We start from the raw sequence: 17,535 nt of genomic DNA on the forward strand, positions 1-17,535 counted from the left end.
CACATTTGGTGAGTCACGACTGGACAAGAAGGTGGACATATGCGTGGCCTATGCGCACGAGATGCTCTGGGACTTCATCGCCAGGGATGAGAGCCCTCGAGTCTGTGCGCTGCCGCGGAGGCTATACGACTGACGAGCGTCAAATCGATATTGATGATCATAGGTATCTCGAAGCGTGGATCTCTCAGACAAATTCTCGTGCGCTATAGACGCAGATTACTGCGCCTTAATATTGGCGCGATTTATTACCTGCTTCCAGCGCTCGATCTCGCTGACGATACGGAGCTGAAATTCTTCTGGCGTACTAGTCTGTGGGTTCACACCTGCGCGAAGAAGACTTGCCTTGACTTCGTTCCTCCCCAGCCCGTGTCTGAGTGCCACGTTGACAGCATTTATCAGAGCCGCCGGCGTTCGCGCAGGGAAGGCGAGTCCGTACCAGACCTCTACGACGAAGCCAGGATAGCCCGACTCCTCCATCGTGGGTACGTCGGGGTAAGCGGGCAACCGACTGGGTGAAGTGACGGCTAGCGGACGCAACTTGCCGGAAGTCACGAATGCTTCTGAGCTGATCGGCTGATCGAACATCATGTCGATCCGACCACCTGCCAAGTCGAGCAACGCCGGGCCATTGCCGCGATACGGCACCTGCACAATGCTCAATCCCTTGGAGGTGTTGAGCCACTCGGAGGTGAGGTGGGAGATTCCACCCGTCGCACCTTGACCGTAGGAGTATTTGCTCGGATTTGCCTTGGCCAGCCTTTCCACATCCTGTAGGTCTTTGAACGCACTGCCCGCAGACGTGAGCAGCCAGTTCGGTGAGGTGCCGATCAAGGAGACCGCTGCGAAGTCCTTCGTGAGGTCGTACTTTCGATTGGGAAACAGGCTCTCCGCCCCCGTGAGGCCTGGTACGACCAAAAGCATCGTGTGGCCGTCATTCGGACTCAGCGCCACTTGAGCGGCAGCGATCGTGGCGCCCGCACCGGGCTTGTTATCCACAATGACAGGCTTGCCAAGCTCATCGCCCAATGCCTTTGCCACTACGCGGGTGACTATGTCTGTAGGGCCGCCGGCCGCAAAGCCTACGACGATGGTGATCGGCTTCTGTGACCAGGTTTGCGCTGTTGTGCCGGTGGCAAGCAACGCGCACGCCACAGCCATTGAACACAGCAACCCCTTCTTGAAGCGACCGATGATCATGGATTTTGTCTCCTTATATTGAATGCACGCCGGGTGCATGGTATTGAGGACGCAGAGTCCGACAAAACTAGTTCACGACAGGCCGTGCATAAGCAGGAATTATCGAGTTGCGGGGTTCCCGCCCCCGGTTGTGGTCACTGGCGCTTTTAACGATCCCGCTTATCCATGCATAAGAAAAACGCGTTGGCGAAAGCCCACGCGTGTTGCAAAAATGCAGAGCCTCAAATATTCAGCCTGTCATGAACCCAAACACGCCAAAAAACGAGTCGGCCGCATTGCTGTGCCTGTGGAACGACATCGCGGCCCACAGAATCGACGAATACAACCAATGGCACACACTGGAGCATGTTCCCGAGCGGGTGTGGGTACCCGGCTATGTGTCCGGCACGCGCTACGTGGCGGCGACCGATGCCCAGGTTCGCTACTTCACCCTGTATGAAATGACGAACCTCGCCTGCCTGCAAAGCCCCGAGTACCATGACCTCGTCGACAACCCCACCCCATGGAGTGCGCTGATGCGGCCTTCGTTCTCCAACTTCCTGCGCAAGACCGGGCCGGTGGCCGTGCAGGCCGGCAGCGTGCTGGGCTGCGCGGCTTCGCTCGTGCGCTGGGTCTGGCTGCAGGACGCCGCACCCAGCCAAGGGGAGCTTCAAGGCATGGCGGACCATCTGCTGCGGGCGGGCACGGCGCTGGGTTTGACGCGCGTGCGCATCCAGCGCGTGGAGAACGTGGGTCCACAAGCCCTGGGCAACGTCGATCATGCGCCGACCGGTGCCGAATACATCGGCATCGTCGAAAGCTTCGAGGCCGACCGCTTCGAGTCCTTGTCGCAGCTCGTGGAATCGGTGGACGCGTCGCATTGGCGCGTCCCGCCCCTGTGGCGAGAGGCCGGTGGTTACCGGCTCGTATCGCACGTGCTGCACGCTGACGTGAAGGCTCGCGCCCGACCGGCTTCCCGCCTGGACCTGATGCCGCGCTGATCTTCAGCGCGGCGCGGGTGGCAGGCCTCTCGTGCCTGCGTCAGCCTGGCAGGTGAGCCCGCACGAACGGGCTCTCAAAAGGGCTCTTGGGGATATGCAGACCGCCGTCGACGTAAAGCGTCTGTCCGGTTGAGAAGGGCAGGCCGCCGCTGGCCAGTGTCGCCACGGTGCGGCCCACGTCCTCGCCATAGCCCCAGCGCCGGATCGGCGTCAGGCCGCCCGCCACGATGGGCTCGTACACCTCGTGCATCGACCTGTTCATGTCGGTCTTGATCAGGCCAGGCTGCACCTCGAAACAGGCGATCCCGTGCGGCGCAAGCTGCAATGCCATGACCTTGTTCATCATGGACAGCCCCGACTTGGAGATGCAGTACTCGGCACCGCGCGTCTTGGCGTGCAGCGCGTTGGACGACGACACCGTGATGATGGAGCAGAACGCGTCATCGGGCAGCGCCTGCGCAATCAGCGCGTGCGCGAACGCCTGCGTCAGGAAGAACGTCCCGCGCAGGTTGACATTGATCAGCCTGTCAAAGCTCTCCACCGTCGCGTGGAGGATGTCGGCGTTACGGTCCTGCACCTGCACACCGGCATTGTTGACCAGCGCGTCGATGCGCCCGAATGCAGTCATGGCCTGCCTGCACGTGTCCGCAGCGAGGCCGACGTCGGCCATGTCGGCCTGCACGAAGGCATGCCGCACGTTCCGGTTGTCCAACGCCGCAAGGGTCTGATGGGTGGCTTCGTCGTCCACCAGATCGACGACGACGATGTCCCAGCCTCCGTCTGCGAGGGCGAGCGCGATGCTGCGGCCGATACCGCGGCGTCCTCCGGTGACGACGGCAACGCGGTTGGTGTGGGATGTCATAGGCCAAGATTCCTCATGTGATGAAAAGAAAATCGCGTCAATCGACCACCGAGCGCTGAAGCAGCTCGAACAATCTTGTGAGGTGTGGGTCGGCCAGCAGGCCGCGCCGGAACAGCGCAAGCCAGTCGTTTGCCAGCGCATCACTGCAGGCCTTACGCATGATGGGCATGAACTTGCCCGCAAGCGCGTCGAGGTCTGGCGGGTTGTCGGGGCCCCAGGGCGGAACGTTCTGCGAACGAAGCCTGCGGCCATCGCGCAATGCCAGCTCGACGATGGTGGCATAGCGGCCCGGAAACTGCGCTTCCAGCTGCGCGTCCACGCCGAACTCCACTCGCTGCGATACCTCGGCGATGACGGGATCGCCCAGGGCCGCCTGGTCAAACTCGGCCTGCCCAAGCGCTCCGCGCACGGCCGCCGCAGCCACGCAATACGACAGGCTGTATTTGCCCTGGATCGGTAAGGTGCACGGTTCTCCGGTTGCATACATTGCCAGAAAGGCAGCTCCGAGCACGCGAATGTCGGCCACGTCGAAGGGGCTGAGACCATTGCTGGCCATGAGGTCCAGCACCCCCTGCACTGGCGCCTGCAGCCAGCGGCAGCATGGGTAGGCCTTGAAATACGTTTCCGAGATCGCCCAGTTCCGACCCAAGCCGCCCAGAGCCAAGGCGGCCAGTTCTTCAGGTTTGCCCTGCCAGCCAAGCGCGCTCGCCAGGCCGTCGCGCCCTTCGAGCAGGCCGGCAGGCCCCAGGTAGCCTGCCTGCGCCAGCGCCGTGAAGTGGATGCCGCAGTGGTTGGGCCAGCCCGAATAGAGATTCTTGGTGTCCGCGCCCACGTGTCCCGGAAAGTAGGGAGCAACCGGCAGCAGTGCGGCGTGACCCAATGCACCGGCCAACGTGTCACGGTCCAGCCGCATGATGCGGCCGGCGCCGGCGATGGCCGCCAGGGCGCCCATGGTGCCCGGAAAGTGAATGCCGCGGTCCAGCAGGCCCTTCGCCACAAGCCGACTCACGCGGTTGCCGACCTCATAGGCAGCTACGATGGCCAACACCACCTCGGCGGCGGAGGCGCCGTTGCGTTGCGCCAGCGCCAGAATGGAGGGAATGCTTGAACTGCCCCAGTGACCGCCGAGCGAATTGCCGTCGTCGAACTCCGCCTCGTAACCGAGCGCGCCATTGGTGGTGGCTGCCTCCGCCACCGCGACCTTGTGCGGTGTGCCCCAGAGCGTGGCCTCGGGACTGGGATTCATGGTGCGCGAGTATCGCCACAGCGCGCGCGCCCCACGGCCGCCCAGCACCGACCAGGTGGAGCCGATCAGGTCCATGACCACGAGGTCGACTCGCTGCACCACGGATACAGGCAGCGCTTCGAGCGTCAGGTCGTTGACGAATCCCGAGAGCGCGGCAAATATCGCCTGAGGGTGTTGCGCGTGGGAATCGGTATTCGACATAAAGATGGATCTTGATCAGAGATCGAGCGTCAGACAGGCGGTTTTGGCGCGCGAGCAGCACGGCAGGAACTGATCGTTGCGCATCTGTTCCTCGGGACTGAGGAAGAGGTCGCGGTGGTCGGGCTCGCCGTCCAGTACGCGCGTTAGACAGGTTCCGCAAACGCCCTGCTCACACGAGGTGGGCACATGTACACCAGCAGCCGCCAATGCCTGCACAGCCGATTCTTCGTGGCCCACGGCAACGGTACGACCGGACCGTGCCAACTTGATTTCGAAGCTGTCCGCAGCGGCTGCCCCAATGACCGACCCCGCAAAGTGCTCCTGGTGCAGTTGCGCCGCTGCCCAGCCGGCCTGGCGCGCAGCGGCTAGCACGGCTTCCATGAAACCCGCGGGTCCGCACACGTAGACATGCGAGTTCTCACGCGGAGAGGGCAGCAGGGCGATAGGGTCGATCCGCGATGCGCGTGGAGTTGCAGAGGCGCCTTTAGACGCCAGCGCCAACCCGCTTAGGTGCAGCCGCAAGCAGTTCGCAAAGCGGGATGCCTCGATGCGGCGAAGAAAGGCCGCTGCGTCGCGCGATCGCGCGACATAGTGCAGCTCGAAGCTCGCACCGCTCGTCGAAAGGTGCTCGGCCATGCTCAGGATAGGCGTGATGCCGATGCCTGCGGCCACCAGCACGCTGTGGTCCGCCTCAGGCGCCAGCGCGAAGAAGTTGCGCGGTGCGCTGAGTTGCAGCGTGTCGCCGACCCTGAGGGCCTCGTGCATGGCACGCGAGCCGCCGCGCGAGGTGCGGCTCTTGTGCACGCCGAGCACGTAACGATCCCTGTCTGAGGGTGCGTTGCACAGGGAGTAGGAGCGTGTTTGGCCGCCTGGCAGCCGGACTTCGACGTGAGCCCCGGCGGAAAAGTCGGGCAATGGCCGACCTCCCGCGCCGCGTAGCTCGATGGCGCAGATGTCCGGCGTTTCGGCGTGCTTGTCGGTGACGATGGCGTACAGGCTTGTAGCGTCGCTCATCGGCTCACGCGGGGTGCACGCCGACGTGCTCGCCGGCAGGGCGACCTTTTGTCTCGCTCGCGTTCACGCTCCGGCCCGGCGCCATTTGGGCAATGCCCTTGAAGTCTCCATAGTCCACGCCCATCGCTTCGGACATTGCACGCTTGACCCACTCGGGCTGGCCAGCCTGCAGATAGAAGCTAGTGAGGAAGGCACGCCGCCGCGGATCTGCCATGATCTCGGCGGTGGTAAATCCCCTGAGTGTGGTGTCGTGATTGGCCATGGGCAACTTCACGCATACGTTCTGGGCCGGATCGCGGATCAGACCCTTGGGGTCCCGGCCTTGCGCCACTTCCTCGAGGTCGGCCAGAAAGCGGCGTCGGACCATCACGATGCCGCGGTCGCTCGCCCCGAGCCGCTCCTGGGTGCGGTCCATGATTCGGCCTTGCCCGACCCAGGCGATGAAATCCTGGTTCAGTACGTGGCTCGTGATCCATTCGCCCTCGTCGTCTTTCAACGGGCCGTACCAGGTCGGAATGGACTTCTGCACATAGGGCTCGCGGTCTTTGGGTACATGCGTGAGGCGCCAGGCGATGCTGAGCGTGTTCTCGTCGTCGATGGGCACGCGGAACTCGAAGTGGTCACCCAGGAAGAAGCCGATGGGCCAAAGCGCCACGCGCCCGATGGTCCAGAAGGGGTGAGACTCGTCGCTGTTTTCGCGCACACGCTTGTAGACGAAGCCGTGCTCGAACTCACTGAAATCCAGCTTGGTGTGTTTTGGGCCGGCGTTGGCTGTTTCGCCTTCGCGCAGCCGCTTGTCCCAGTATTCGTGATTCCACTCGAAGTGCACAGGGTCGATCGAGTTTTCCTGGCACTGCAGCCAATTGCACGGGACTTCTGAAACGATGATCTGGGTGAAGACATTCGGGCGCGAGAACGGCTCCCAATCAGGCAGGCAGGGCGCGGGCAACGGACCCATGTAAGCCCACACCATCCCGCCGCGGATTCCCACCGGATAGCCGGCGATCTTGATGCTCGCCTTGATGTTTCGCTCGGGTGCGGAAGTGTCTTCGAACGGCTGCTCAATGCACTGGCCCGTGCCGTCGTAAGTCCAACCGTGGTAGTTGCAGCGAAGGCCGCATTTTTCGACAATGCCATGCGCCAGGTCAGCACGGCGATGCGCACATTGCCGCGCCACAAGACCGAAGTTGCCGCTCAAGTCGCGATACAGCACCAGGTCTTCGCCGAACAACCGAACCGGCTTGGTGGCACGTTGGTCGAATTCGCTCACGCCTGCAATCGGCATCCAGTAGCGACGAAGATAGTCCCCCATCTTCGTGCCAGGGCCGACGCGTGTGAGGAGGTCGTTTTGTTCTTGGGTCAGCATGTGTGGAATCCTTCAGTAGGCTGCAGTACGGCCAAGTTTAGGAACCGGACCATGCCCCGACCAACGAAGAATTCGATGTCTTCGAATAAGCCCGCGTTATGAAGAATCTTCAGCGCTGTTCACGCGTTGCGCGAACTTCTCCAGCAGAAACGCGCGCAACTGAACCGCCGCCTGCGGCAGGAAGCGCTCCGCGATCTCGAGCCGCACGTCTGCACCGGGCAACTTGGGGAATCCTTCCGCTTCGGTGAGTTCGCGCAGTCGATTGAAGTCCACGCTCTTGCGCTGGAACACGGTGATCGCCAACCCCGCCGCCGTAGCAGCCTCCACTGCTGCGATGTTGGTGCTCTCATGGGCCAGGTGCCAGGCTCGACCCTGCTGGGCAAGGGCCTGCAGCGCGTAGCGACGAAACAGCGAGCCGTTGGGCAGCAGGGCCAGCGGCAACGGGTCACGCCGGTCCGGTGAGTTGTGCAGTGACGTCACCCAAATAGGCTCCTGCTGCGAAATGAGCACGCCGGTGCCTGTGCCTGGTGTGTGCAGGTTGATGGTGAGGTCATAGATGCTGCCGAGCTTTTTTTCCATATCGGCGGCGACGCCGGTGTGCACTTCGATCTGCACCTCGGGGTAAATGGTACAGAACTCAGCCAACAGTGGCGGGAGGATGCCGCTGGCGTAATTGTTGATAGCTCCGATGCGGACGCGACCGGTGACCTCGTCGCCACGGATGGCGCTCAAGGCCTCGTCATTGAGACTGATCATGCGTCGCGCGTATTCCAGCAGCAGCTCGCCACGCGGAGTCAGTTGCACGGCGCGGCGAGGATGCTGGAACAGCGCCACCTGCACTGTTTCTTCCAGGCGCTTGATCTGCAGGCTGACCGCAGCCTGCGTTCGGTGAAGAATCGTCGCCGCCGCAGTGAAACCGCCGTAGTCGACAACCGCGACAAAAACCCGCAAAAGATCATGCTCGATGATCCGCGTCCGGACCGGGGACGCCAAGGCGATTTTGGTCGAAGGCATGGAGGTCATGAGTCGATTCTGCTGCAAGCAGGCACCCGTTGAATAACGGTGTGTTATGCGCGGCCGCGCCGATACTCATTGGACTGCCTGTGGAGGCGCCCAGCAGAATCGGTCTCGCTGTTCCCATACAAAAGAGACAAACGATGCGCGCGCTGCTTTCCCACCGCTTTCCAAAGATCGTCGTCAGTGCTGCCACCGCCGCGCTGTTGCTGGGTGCGGCAGGCGCTGTGCAGTCGCAGGCGTATCCCGTCAAGCCTTTGCGCATGATTGTGCCGTTTGCGCCAGGTGGCACCACCGATGGCATCGCGCGCATCGTCGCCAGTAAGACGTCCGAACTGCTGGGGCAGCAGATCGTTGTGGACAACCGCGCGGGGGCAGGGGGCAACGTGGGCACCGATATCGTTGCCAAGGCGCCGGCCGACGGCTACACCATCGCGATGGTTGGCAACAGCTTTACGGTCAATCCCTCGCTCTACAAGACGATGCCCTACAAGCAGGTCGATCTTGTGCCGGTCGTCATGGCGGGCAAGGTCCCCTTCATCATGATTTCACGCCCAGGGGCTCCGTACCAGACCGTTTCCGAACTGGTGGCGTACGCTCGGGCGAACCCGAACAAGGTGACCTACGCCTCGGGCGGCAGCGGCACCATCGGCCACCTCGGCGCGCATTGGTTCGCCGACCTTGCGAAGGTCAAACTGCTGCACATCCCCTACAAGGGAGGATCGCAGGCCATGACAGACCTCATCAGTGGCCAGGTCGACATCTTCTTTGACACGCTGATCACCAGCACGCCCTTCCTCAAGTCAGGGCGGATCCATCCCATGTTTGTCACCACCGACAAACGATTGGAGAGCATGCCTCAGGTCCCCACAGCGGCGGAGGCAGGGTTTCCAGACCTCGGATTCTCCGCATGGGTCGGCATCGTCGCACCCGCCGGTACACCCAAGGATGTCGCCGATCGCATCAATCGCGCGGTCAATGCAGCACTTGCCATGCCCGACGTTCGACAGAAGTTGGCGGCGCTTGGCGCCGAGCCGACAGGTGGCACGACGGACCAGGCCGCTGAATTCATGGCACGCGAAACGGCGCGCTGGGGCGCGGTGGTCAAGGCCTCTGGGGCTGAGGTGCAGTAGAGCGGTAGCGCAGCGGCGCAGTGGCGCGGCAGCATCCTAACCAAAAAATGCCGGTGGAGTGGCACCCGCTAGACGTGCTGCTGACGCCCTGGGTGGCGTGCCAATAAAACCGATTCTCAACAGCCGGCAACGCCGAATTTCCTGTTCGCCTGCTCTTTGGACTGCCCGATGCCCTCCGCCTACACTCAACACCTAAATCTTCCTTCGGATCTCAGCTGCGATCTGTTGGTCGTCGGTTCCGGTGCCGCGGGTCTGTCGGCCGCCGTCACGGCTGCCTGGCATGGACAAAAAGTCATCCTGGCCGAGAAGGATTCGGTGTTCGGTGGGGCGACGGCTTGGTCCGGCGGCTGGATGTGGCTGCCGCGTAACCCGTTGGCGCGCCGCGCCGGCATCGAGGAAGAGATCGAGCAACCCCGCCACTATCTGTCCAACGAACTGGGCGAGCAATTTAACGCCGAGCTTGTGGACGCCTTTCTCGAAGCCTGTCCGCACGTGGTCGAATTCTTCGAACAGCATACTGCGCTGCAGTTCGCCGATGGCAACGAGATTCCCGACATGCATGGCGACACGCTAGGCGCGGCTTCTCGCGGTCACCAGGTCATTGCAGCCCCTTATGCAGCGCGCGAGGTCATCGACCTGTTGCCCCGTCTGCGAAAAACCATGCGCGAGACATCGTTCATGGGCATGCCGATCATGGCCGGTGACGACCTAACAGCATTCATGACATGTAGCCGCTCTCCACGCGCCTTGATGCATGTGGCCAGGCGCGTCCTCACTCATCTCTACGATCTCGGCCGTTACGGCCGTGCCATGCACTTGGTCAACGGCGTCGCCCTCGTCGCCCGCCTGGTCAGGTCCGCGTCCGATCTCGGCGTGCACTTGCTCGATTCAGCGCCTGTGTCGCGTCTGAGCGTGGAGCGAGGCGAGGTCTGTGGCGCAGTGCTGGGTACCGCAACGGGAGAGCTCCGTGTACGGGCCAGGGCCGTGATGCTTGCGACTGGTGGCTTCCCCCATGATCCGGCCCGGCGTCGCGCACTGTTCGCGCGCCCTGACCATGAGCATCTCGCCCTCCCGCCCACTCCGTGCTCCGGCGATGGTCTTCGCCTAGGCGAATCCGTGGGTGGTCATGTTGTGTGTACGCTGCAGTCACCGGCTGCCTGGGCGCCCGTGTCCAAGGTCCCTTATCGTGACGGCAGCTTCGGCCGATTCCCGCACATCATCGACCGTGGCAAGCCCGGCATCATCGGCGTGTTGCGTAGTGGCAAGCGGTTTGTCAACGAAGCCAACGGTTACTACGACTACGTCACGGCAATGTTCGATCGAATACCAGCAGGAAACGAAGTCTGCTCGTGGCTCATCTGCGACCACCGTTTTCAGCGTCGCTACGGTCTCGGCTTCGCCCGACCTGCGCCATTGCCAATGGCCTCACACATTCGCAGCGGCTATCTCAAGCGGGGCGAAACGCTGGAGCAGTTGGCACATTCTTGCGGTATCGACGCGCAGGGTCTTGCCGAGACCGTCAAAGAGTTTAATCTGCATGCCCAGCGAGGCAAAGACCCCGCGTTTCACCGTGGTGGCACACCGTTCAACCGGAAAGGCGGTGACCCGACGCACACCGGTCCCAACCCCTGCGTGGCGCCCATCGAGACAGGCCCGTTCTATGCAGTAAAGGTGCAACCGGGATGCTTCGGCACATTCGCCGGCCTGCAAACGGACAGGCATGCACGAGTCCTTGATGCGGCAAGCCGACCCATCCCCGGGCTCTATGCTGCGGGCGCCGACATGGTCAGCGTGATGGGAGGGTTCTATCCTTCCGGGGGCATAAACCTAGGCCCAGCTATGGTTTTTGGCTATATCGCGGCCCTTCACGTCGCTGGTGCCCGCCCAACAAAGTAGTCAGATTTGGGTACTGTGCCACAGTGACCACTGGGTGCCTGCATGGCGGCATATCTTAGATAGCGTCGTGTGAAAGTTCTGGACTAAGGTGAAGACGAAGTCCCCCGGTCCTATCGTGGCCCTTGCCCTTGCCCTTGCCCTTGCCCTTGCCCTTGCCCTTGCCCTTGCCCTTGCCCTTGCCCTTGCCCTTGGCGGCGGCGGCGGCGGCGGCCTGCGCGGGTACGCCCATGTTGGTGTGTTATAGGCCTTTGAAGAGGCGGGCATCAATGTCGAGGTTGTTGCCGGCACGTCTGCCGGTGCGGTCTTCGGCGCGGCCTATTCGAGCGGCCGGAGCCCGGCAGAGATCCGGCATCTGACTGAGAACCTCGATAACTCGAGTCTCACGGATTGGCGCATCAGCAAGGCATCTTTCATGCGGGTCGATGCCTTGACGCAGTGGGTATCCACGATGGCACGCAACACCCCCATCGAGTTGATGCAGCGGCGCTTCGGCGCGGTGGCTGCCGTCCTCGACACGGGCGAGCCTGTTCTCATCGACAAGGGCGATGCAGGGATGGCGGTGCGTGCCTCTGCGGCCGTGCCCGGAGCCATGCAGCCAGTTGAATCCGTGCGCGGGCTGCTGGTCGATGGCGGGATCGCCAGCCTCGTCCCCGTGCGATTCGCGCGCGCCATGGGCGCTGACGTGGTCATCGGCGTGGACATCTACTGCAAGAGCCCGCGCCAGACCGGTGGGTCTTTCTTGACCACTTTTTTCCAGATCGCCCGGACACAAACGTGTCTGGTGAGCCGTGCGGAGATCGCGGAGGCAGATGTGATCATCGCACCCAGCGTCAGCGTCACCGACATGAAGAGCGCAGCTCAACGCGATGCATCAATCCGGGCCGGTTACGACGCTGCAGTGCTTTCCATGCCTGCGGTCCTCGATCTGATCAACCGCTGGAGCTCTGAGCATTCCAAGGTGGTGCTAGCGCCTTAACCCTCCGACTCGCAATCCTAGCCTGTAGCTTTCGAGGACCGTTTGGCGTTCGATGCTTACTGCTGCCTGCGGGAACCGGACGATCCCGTGCGCCATGCGCATCTCGGCACCACACAAAAGGCGCTGATCGGCTCGTCGATACCTCGCTAATCGGGGATGACCCGCTGCTGGCAAAAAGAACTGCCCTGCGCGGGGCGCTCCTCGCGTCGCCGCCACGCTGGCCAGCGGCAGCGATCCCACGGCTCTGGCGCTTCAGGAGCGAATCAGGCTGCTTGGAAAATAACCGTCGTCAATACCTCCCAACATAACTGCAATTCGCCTCGCTCGTTGGCGCAAGCGCGTGACAATGCCATCTGCGTGTGAATGCTGCAGCGCGATAAAGAGTGTTCTATCGCAATCTGTAAAAAATGCTCTTTCGAGCACTCAGTTCAACGGTAAAACTGACGGTAAAGCGCCGCAGCTTTTCGTCGAAGTCCAGGTTTGATGCGGGTTTTCAGGCTTCCAAGATGATCGAGTGGGGCGGCAGGACACTGCAGCGTATCCGAGCGAATTCCGTAGTACCTGTTGCGCAATGTCGGCACCGCATCAAGCCTGACTACCCGATCGTCGCAGGCCTCCGGCCGTTCTATCGACGTCACTTGCCCCTCCACGAGCACCAGAGATGGGCTGAGGAGACTTTGAGGGGTGCTCCGAGTTTGCGCTCCGTAACGCGGTGGCGAAGCATTTGCGCAGGCGCAGATCGTTGCCAATACGGCAGGATGCTATGTCGGGTCAGCGACCCTGCGCAGCCGTAGGCTAACCTGAACCAGACCATCTGGCGCTGACACACCGCTTGGCACCGACCGATACGCACGGATTTTGTGCGCCAAGACGACGGCGCACCTTCTGCCCGCGACAGTGGCTGCTTCGCAGTCCCGACCCTGCAGGAGAGGCATGCATCGTCAGATTGAAGATTCGCGCTGCTTTACGAGGTGGTCCAGGGAGAGTCGCCCCGGGCCCAGGGCCATGACAGCGAGCGCCAAGGCGGCCCAATACAGATGGAAGTTGGACCAGCCCTCCGGAAACACGAGTTGGATAATTCCTGTCATGAGCAAAAGCCCAAGCGCCGAGAAGCGCGTTGCCATGCCGGCGATCAGCAGAACCGGAAGGACGATCTCGGCGAGCCCGACCAAGCAAGCGAGCTGACCAGGCCATGGAAGGCTGTACGTTCCGCCGAATAGATGGAGCCGGAACTGTTCCTCGAACAGGAATGTGGTGGCCCGCGACAGAGACAAGAAGCCATTCCAACGGGTCATCCCGGAACGCAGGAAGGGCAGTGCCAACGCGATGCGAGCCGCCGGCGGCGCGGCGATGACCCCGGCTGTTCGGACCCACTCCAACGCAGTGGCAACGAAGGTTTTGAATGTCACCATGACTGGGTGCTCCGGCTTGGTTGAAGATCGGGCGTGATGAGCGCGCCCATTTCGACGAGCCCCGCGAGATTGATGGCTAAATCGAATCGGTCGTCGGCCGTCACCGCCTGCTCCATCGCATCGAGCACACAGAGGCCTCTGCCCAGCGCCTGGATGAACACGGCGCCGCTGAGCGGCAGCGATCGAAGTACGACATCCGCGCCGGGCCGGGCGACGAGCACGTCCTGGCCGCCAGCGTCCAGGTCGACCCAGGCCGGCTCACCGTCTGCGATGTTGGTCTTCCAGAGCGTGAGCACCGGGAACGGCGAGCAGACGATGCGCAGCGACGGGTTCAGTTCGACGCGGAGATTCATCAGATCTTGTGCACTGAATGCGGCGAGCACCTCTGCGGAAAGGGGCTGCGTCTCGGCCGCGTGATAGGCCTCGAGCCACGCCCGTTCAAGCCGGGCCACATCGGGCAGATAGGGAAGGCTCGTGACTGCAGGTTTGAATGCGTCGACAAAGTCGGGGAACCCGCCGCCGTAATCGAGCATGACGGGGGAGGTTGGCGGATGGTTCGCCACGTAGGTGCGTGCCATGGCGGCGAAGAACTCGTCGCCGACGATGCGCACCACCGCCGGGAAGGCGGCTTCGAGCGTGCCCGTCAATCCTGCGATGACGTTGTTGCGATAGACGTTGAAGCGCCGCACGCTTGATTTGCCATCCGGGCCGACGAGGCCTTCCGGAACCGCAAGCGCCGGGTCAAGCAGCGCGTCACAGAATGCCGCCTGACGCCGGAAGAAACTCTCCGGGCGAACAAGGACGCCGCCGCCGGAGGGGGCGGTCGCGGAGGGCCGACACGGTGCGCGGTGGAGGCGCGGCGGCCTCCGTCGCCCGGTGGCTTCTTCCAGCATGATCTTTTCCGCCTGCGTTGCCTCGGCCATGAGCACGGGCCAGGCTGGAACGTTGGCATCCCACTCGATCAGGGTCGGAACGGGGCCGGTGCGGCGAATGGCGTGGCGATAGAGGTTCCAGACGTTCGGGCCGACTTCACGGTCGTGCGTGTCTATCAGCAAGGCGCGATCGAATTCGTCTGCCTCCTGCAAGTGTCCGGCGAGGTGGATCTGCCGAACATGGTCGAGCGGGTAGGCTTCCAGGTAGGCAATGGGGTCGCCACCCTGGTTGGCCGAGGCGACGATGACGTTGTTGACATCGAGCAAGAGCGCACAGCCGCTGCGCTTGACTACTGCGGCGATGAAGTCGGTCTCCGACAGGGTGCTTTCGGCGAAGGCCAGATAGGTGGACGGGTTCTCAAGCAACAGCTGGCGGCCCAAGGTTTCCTGCACCTCGTCGATGTGGCTCACCACGCGGGCGAGTGCCTCCTTCGTGTACGGCACTGGCAGGAGATCGTTCAGAAAGCCCGCGTCGTGGGTCGACCACGCGAGGTGCTCGGAAACGAAGGCGGGCTGGTACCTGTCCACCACACCCTTCAGCCGCAGAATATGGTCACGGGCCAATGGCCTGTCAGTGCCGATTGACAACCCGACGCCGTGGATCGACAGCGGGTAGCGTTCACGGATCGCAGTCAGATAGCGATGCGGCGGGCCGCCTGCGCCCATGTAGTTCTCGGCATGCACCTCGAAGAAGCCCATATCGGGCAACGTGTCGAGGATCGCTCGGTAGTGTTCCGGCTTCAAGCCGACGCCTGCGCGTGCGAATTGCGCATTGCAGGGGAAGAAGGTCGACACATCGTTCACGTTCGGGCTCCGATCATCGGGGGACGACTCCACAAGTGAAGTCGTCCCGACGGATGAGTCAACTCAAGCGGACTTGGGTGCGAGGCTGCCCGGACCGTTCGGCGTGGAGATAGTCGTGCAGCTGCCCTTGGGGACGAGCTTGAACGCGTTGCCTTGCCAGTCGGTCGTACTGGTGCCGGCGCAGGTCGTTCCAGGGCCCGCGAAGCAATCGTTGTGACCCTTGACGGCCGTCCCGAAACAGGGCTCGAGCTTACCGGACTTGACGATGACGGTGTTCTCGGCCTGGGTCTTCTTCTGCTGCGCGGTGAACTCCTGGGCGTTGGCTGCGGTGGCGGAGATCAGGCCGAGGGCCGCGACGAACGCGCCGATGGCCAGGGGGGACGATTTGTTGATGGACATGACTTTTCTTCCAGACAGTGGTTAGAGAGACAACCCGTTGCGGGGAGCCTCTCCAGAGGACGAACTCGCGGGGTCCGCGAGACTGGTGCTGCGACGTTGCGCCTCGAGAGCGAGGACAGCAACGAGCAGCACCGCAATGGTCCGGGATCGAGCCCGAACAGGCCAGATGGCGAGTTCGACAGACTTCGGTGGCGATCGTGACAAGCGCACTTGGTGCGATCAGGGGCTACGTCGTCGTCCGTGAGTGATCGAGACAGATTTGCCGCCCTCATTTGTCAGCATCGGCGTCTATCCCGTCGGCCGCCTCTTCATCATGATTCGAACACCCTAACTACCTCGTGAAAACAACCATGAAGCGATACCTCATCGAACGAGACATTCCCGGCGTTGGCAGCCTGGATGCCGAACAACTCCAATCGACTGCGAAAGCCGGGAATGAGGCCATCACCGAACTGGCCGGAAAGGTGCAATGGGAGCAGTCGTTCGTCGTCGCGGACAAGACGTTCTGCGTCTTCCGCGCCGACGGCGAAGACTCGTTGAAGGCGCATGCGAAGCTGAGCGGCTTTCCGATCACCAAGATCACGGAAGTCAGCGCCATCATCGATCCGATGAGCGCGCCCTGAGCGGCTCCTGGTCTGCTCAGCCGCCCATCAGCGCACCACGTTCAAAGCTCATCTTTCCGAACCGCTCGCGGTATTCGGTGGGCGTCAGATCGGTGTGGCGTTTGAAGATACGCCTGAAGAAGGCCAGATCGGAATAGCCGACAGTGGATGAGACGGTGACAACGGGGATGCTGCCGTTCTCGAGCAGTTCCTTGGCCGCCGCCACTCTCAGAGACTGCAGGTAGGCGCCCGGAGCATGGCCCGTCGCTGCCTTGAAACGTCTGATGAAGCTGCGCGGCCCCATGCCGAGTCGCTCGGCCATGAAGTCGATGGAGATGTCGCGCGCCATGTGGGCTTGCAGGTACTCCTCCGTCTCTCGGATCTTGGCGTCCGAGTGTGGCAGCGACAGCGGCAGGACGGCGTACCCTGCCTGGCTGCTTCGGGGCATGCTCAGCAGCAGGGACTTCGCGCATTTCAGAGCGATCTCGTGACCGCAGAGCTTCTCGACGAGGAACAGGCTCAGGTCGATCGAGGCGTACACGCCGCCACTGCAGTAGAGTTGGCCGTCCTCCGTGATGAACTGGTCCGGCTGCCAAAGGACGGCAGGGTACTTTTCCTTGAGGATGTCTGCCACGGCCCAGTGCGTGGTGGCCTGTCGCCCATCGAGCAGGCCGCTCTCCGCGAGGATGGCCACGCCGGTGCAGATGCCGGCGATGTAGGCACCTTTCTGATGCCACTTGCGCAGCCAGGGAAGCAGTGTCGTCGTCTTGGCGATCCGATCCTGAACATCGAGACCCGAGGCGGGCAGGATGATGATGTCGATGTCGACGATCTCCTCGATCGCGCACGTCGGAACGATGCCCACGTCACAGAGCGTCAAGACGCTGCTTCCATCGACGGAGGCCACGCGCACCTGGAATCGCGGCTTGGCGTTCTCGCCGTGGAACAGGTTCCACAGTCTGCCTGCCGAGTGAAAGATCTCGATGGGCGCAATCGATGTGGATGCGAAGCTGGCCTCGGTCAGAACGACCGTGACGTTGATCACCGAGCCGAACTGCTTGATCTCGGGCGCTTCTCGGCTGGGCTTGGGAGGCAGGGCGGTCATCATGGGCTTGCGAAGTTTGGTCGAGGAAAGCGTTCGTGGACTCCGCCGGAGTCGTGTATGGCGGGCTTGTCTGGCGGCGGAGCGGGGCGTTGCACCTGCAGTGGATCTCCGGGGCTTGCAATGCGGCGCGGGCCGAATTCCACAATGATCGTCGAGTGCTCCTGCCCTGCGACATGTCGATATTGTCATTGTTGCCGGGCGATAGTGACATTCGGGAGGGGCGGGCAAGCCGCGAGCGTGCACGGCGCTTTCTTGCCTCATCGCGAGGTCGCACCACATGGCCTCGATGCGGGTGAACGCCGCCAATCTTCAGGCCCGTTCGCTCTGTGCGTCGACAATGCACCCAGCATCAGCATCAGCATCAGCATCAGCATCAGCATCAGCATCAGCATCAGC

The 17,535-nt window shown here is 62.5% G+C and carries 16 protein-coding genes; 5 read left to right on the forward strand and 11 right to left on the reverse strand.

What is annotated here, in order from left to right; all coding sequences use genetic code 11:
* Window positions 1-216: 216 nt before the first annotated feature.
* Window positions 217-1,197, reverse strand: a complete 981-nt coding sequence (locus N8A90_RS08120; RefSeq protein WP_262074186.1) for a Bug family tripartite tricarboxylate transporter substrate binding protein — start codon at window positions 1,195-1,197, stop codon at window positions 217-219.
* 239 nt (window positions 1,198-1,436) lie between these two features.
* Between N8A90_RS08120 and N8A90_RS08125 the strand changes: the two genes are divergently transcribed.
* Window positions 1,437-2,177: a hypothetical protein gene (locus N8A90_RS08125; protein WP_262074187.1), complete on the forward strand. Its 741-nt coding sequence runs from the start codon at window positions 1,437-1,439 to the stop codon at window positions 2,175-2,177.
* A 40-nt stretch (window positions 2,178-2,217) separates the two neighbouring features.
* On the opposite strand, the gene N8A90_RS08130 is transcribed toward N8A90_RS08125, so the two are convergent.
* From N8A90_RS08130 to N8A90_RS08150, 5 genes are all read right to left on the reverse strand, one after another.
* A complete protein-coding gene (locus N8A90_RS08130; RefSeq protein ID WP_262074189.1) occupies window positions 2,218-3,039 on the reverse strand; it encodes a 3-ketoacyl-ACP reductase in 822 nt (273 codons plus the stop codon).
* Window positions 3,040-3,076: 37 nt separating this feature from the next.
* Window positions 3,077-4,486, reverse strand: a complete 1,410-nt coding sequence (locus N8A90_RS08135; protein ID WP_262074191.1) for an MmgE/PrpD family protein — start codon at window positions 4,484-4,486, stop codon at window positions 3,077-3,079.
* 15 nt (window positions 4,487-4,501) lie between these two features.
* Window positions 4,502-5,500: a PDR/VanB family oxidoreductase gene (locus N8A90_RS08140; RefSeq protein WP_262074193.1), complete on the reverse strand. Its 999-nt coding sequence runs from the start codon at window positions 5,498-5,500 to the stop codon at window positions 4,502-4,504.
* A 4-nt stretch (window positions 5,501-5,504) separates the two neighbouring features.
* The gene (locus N8A90_RS08145) at window positions 5,505-6,866 is read right to left on the reverse strand and encodes an aromatic ring-hydroxylating dioxygenase subunit alpha (RefSeq protein ID WP_262074195.1); all 1,362 of its coding nucleotides are present in this window, start codon (window positions 6,864-6,866) and stop codon (window positions 5,505-5,507) included.
* 96 nt (window positions 6,867-6,962) lie between these two features.
* On the reverse strand, window positions 6,963-7,889 hold the full coding sequence (locus N8A90_RS08150) for a LysR family transcriptional regulator (protein ID WP_262074196.1): 927 nt from the start codon (window positions 7,887-7,889) through the stop codon (window positions 6,963-6,965).
* Window positions 7,890-8,023: 134 nt separating this feature from the next.
* Between N8A90_RS08150 and N8A90_RS08155 the strand changes: the two genes are divergently transcribed.
* Window positions 8,024-9,013 carry a tripartite tricarboxylate transporter substrate binding protein gene (locus N8A90_RS08155; RefSeq protein ID WP_262074198.1) on the forward strand — a complete coding sequence of 330 codons (990 nt, stop codon included), beginning with the start codon at window positions 8,024-8,026 and terminating at the stop codon, window positions 9,011-9,013.
* Window positions 9,014-9,181: 168 nt separating this feature from the next.
* Window positions 9,182-10,909: an FAD-dependent oxidoreductase gene (locus tag N8A90_RS08160; protein WP_262074200.1), complete on the forward strand. Its 1,728-nt coding sequence runs from the start codon at window positions 9,182-9,184 to the stop codon at window positions 10,907-10,909.
* Between the two features lie 55 nt (window positions 10,910-10,964).
* Here the strand turns inward: N8A90_RS08160 and N8A90_RS08165 are convergent, their stop codons facing one another.
* Window positions 10,965-11,138 (reverse strand): hypothetical protein, encoded by a 174-nt coding sequence (locus N8A90_RS08165; protein ID WP_262074202.1) that lies wholly within the window; start codon window positions 11,136-11,138, stop codon window positions 10,965-10,967.
* Window positions 11,139-11,171: 33 nt separating this feature from the next.
* On the opposite strand from N8A90_RS08165, the gene N8A90_RS08170 reads away from it, so the two are divergent.
* A complete protein-coding gene (locus N8A90_RS08170) occupies window positions 11,172-11,885 on the forward strand; it encodes a patatin-like phospholipase family protein (protein WP_262074416.1) in 714 nt (237 codons plus the stop codon).
* A gap of 941 nt (window positions 11,886-12,826) precedes the next feature.
* Here N8A90_RS08170 and N8A90_RS08175 read toward each other — a convergent pair.
* From N8A90_RS08175 to N8A90_RS08185, 3 genes are all read right to left on the reverse strand, one after another.
* A complete protein-coding gene (locus N8A90_RS08175; protein ID WP_262074204.1) occupies window positions 12,827-13,297 on the reverse strand; it encodes a DoxX family protein in 471 nt (156 codons plus the stop codon).
* Complete coding sequence (locus N8A90_RS08180; RefSeq protein ID WP_262074206.1) at window positions 13,291-15,033, reverse strand: DUF692 family multinuclear iron-containing protein; 1,743 nt, start codon at window positions 15,031-15,033, stop codon at window positions 13,291-13,293. The genes N8A90_RS08175 and N8A90_RS08180 overlap by 7 nt, the downstream gene beginning before the upstream one ends.
* Before the next feature lie 63 nt (window positions 15,034-15,096).
* Entirely contained in the window at window positions 15,097-15,432 is a 336-nt protein-coding gene (locus N8A90_RS08185; RefSeq protein ID WP_262074208.1) for a DUF2282 domain-containing protein, read from the reverse strand.
* A gap of 350 nt (window positions 15,433-15,782) precedes the next feature.
* Between N8A90_RS08185 and N8A90_RS08190 the strand changes: the two genes are divergently transcribed.
* Complete coding sequence (locus N8A90_RS08190) at window positions 15,783-16,055, forward strand: DUF4242 domain-containing protein (RefSeq protein ID WP_126124158.1); 273 nt, start codon at window positions 15,783-15,785, stop codon at window positions 16,053-16,055.
* Between the two features lie 16 nt (window positions 16,056-16,071).
* Here N8A90_RS08190 and N8A90_RS08195 read toward each other — a convergent pair whose 3' ends face one another.
* The gene (locus tag N8A90_RS08195) at window positions 16,072-17,142 is read right to left on the reverse strand and encodes a GlxA family transcriptional regulator (protein ID WP_262074214.1); all 1,071 of its coding nucleotides are present in this window, start codon (window positions 17,140-17,142) and stop codon (window positions 16,072-16,074) included.
* Window positions 17,143-17,535 lie beyond the last annotated feature (393 nt).

It is taken from the genome of Variovorax sp. N23, from assembly GCF_025486315.1.
Taxonomy (GTDB): Bacteria; Pseudomonadota; Gammaproteobacteria; order Burkholderiales; family Burkholderiaceae_C; genus Variovorax.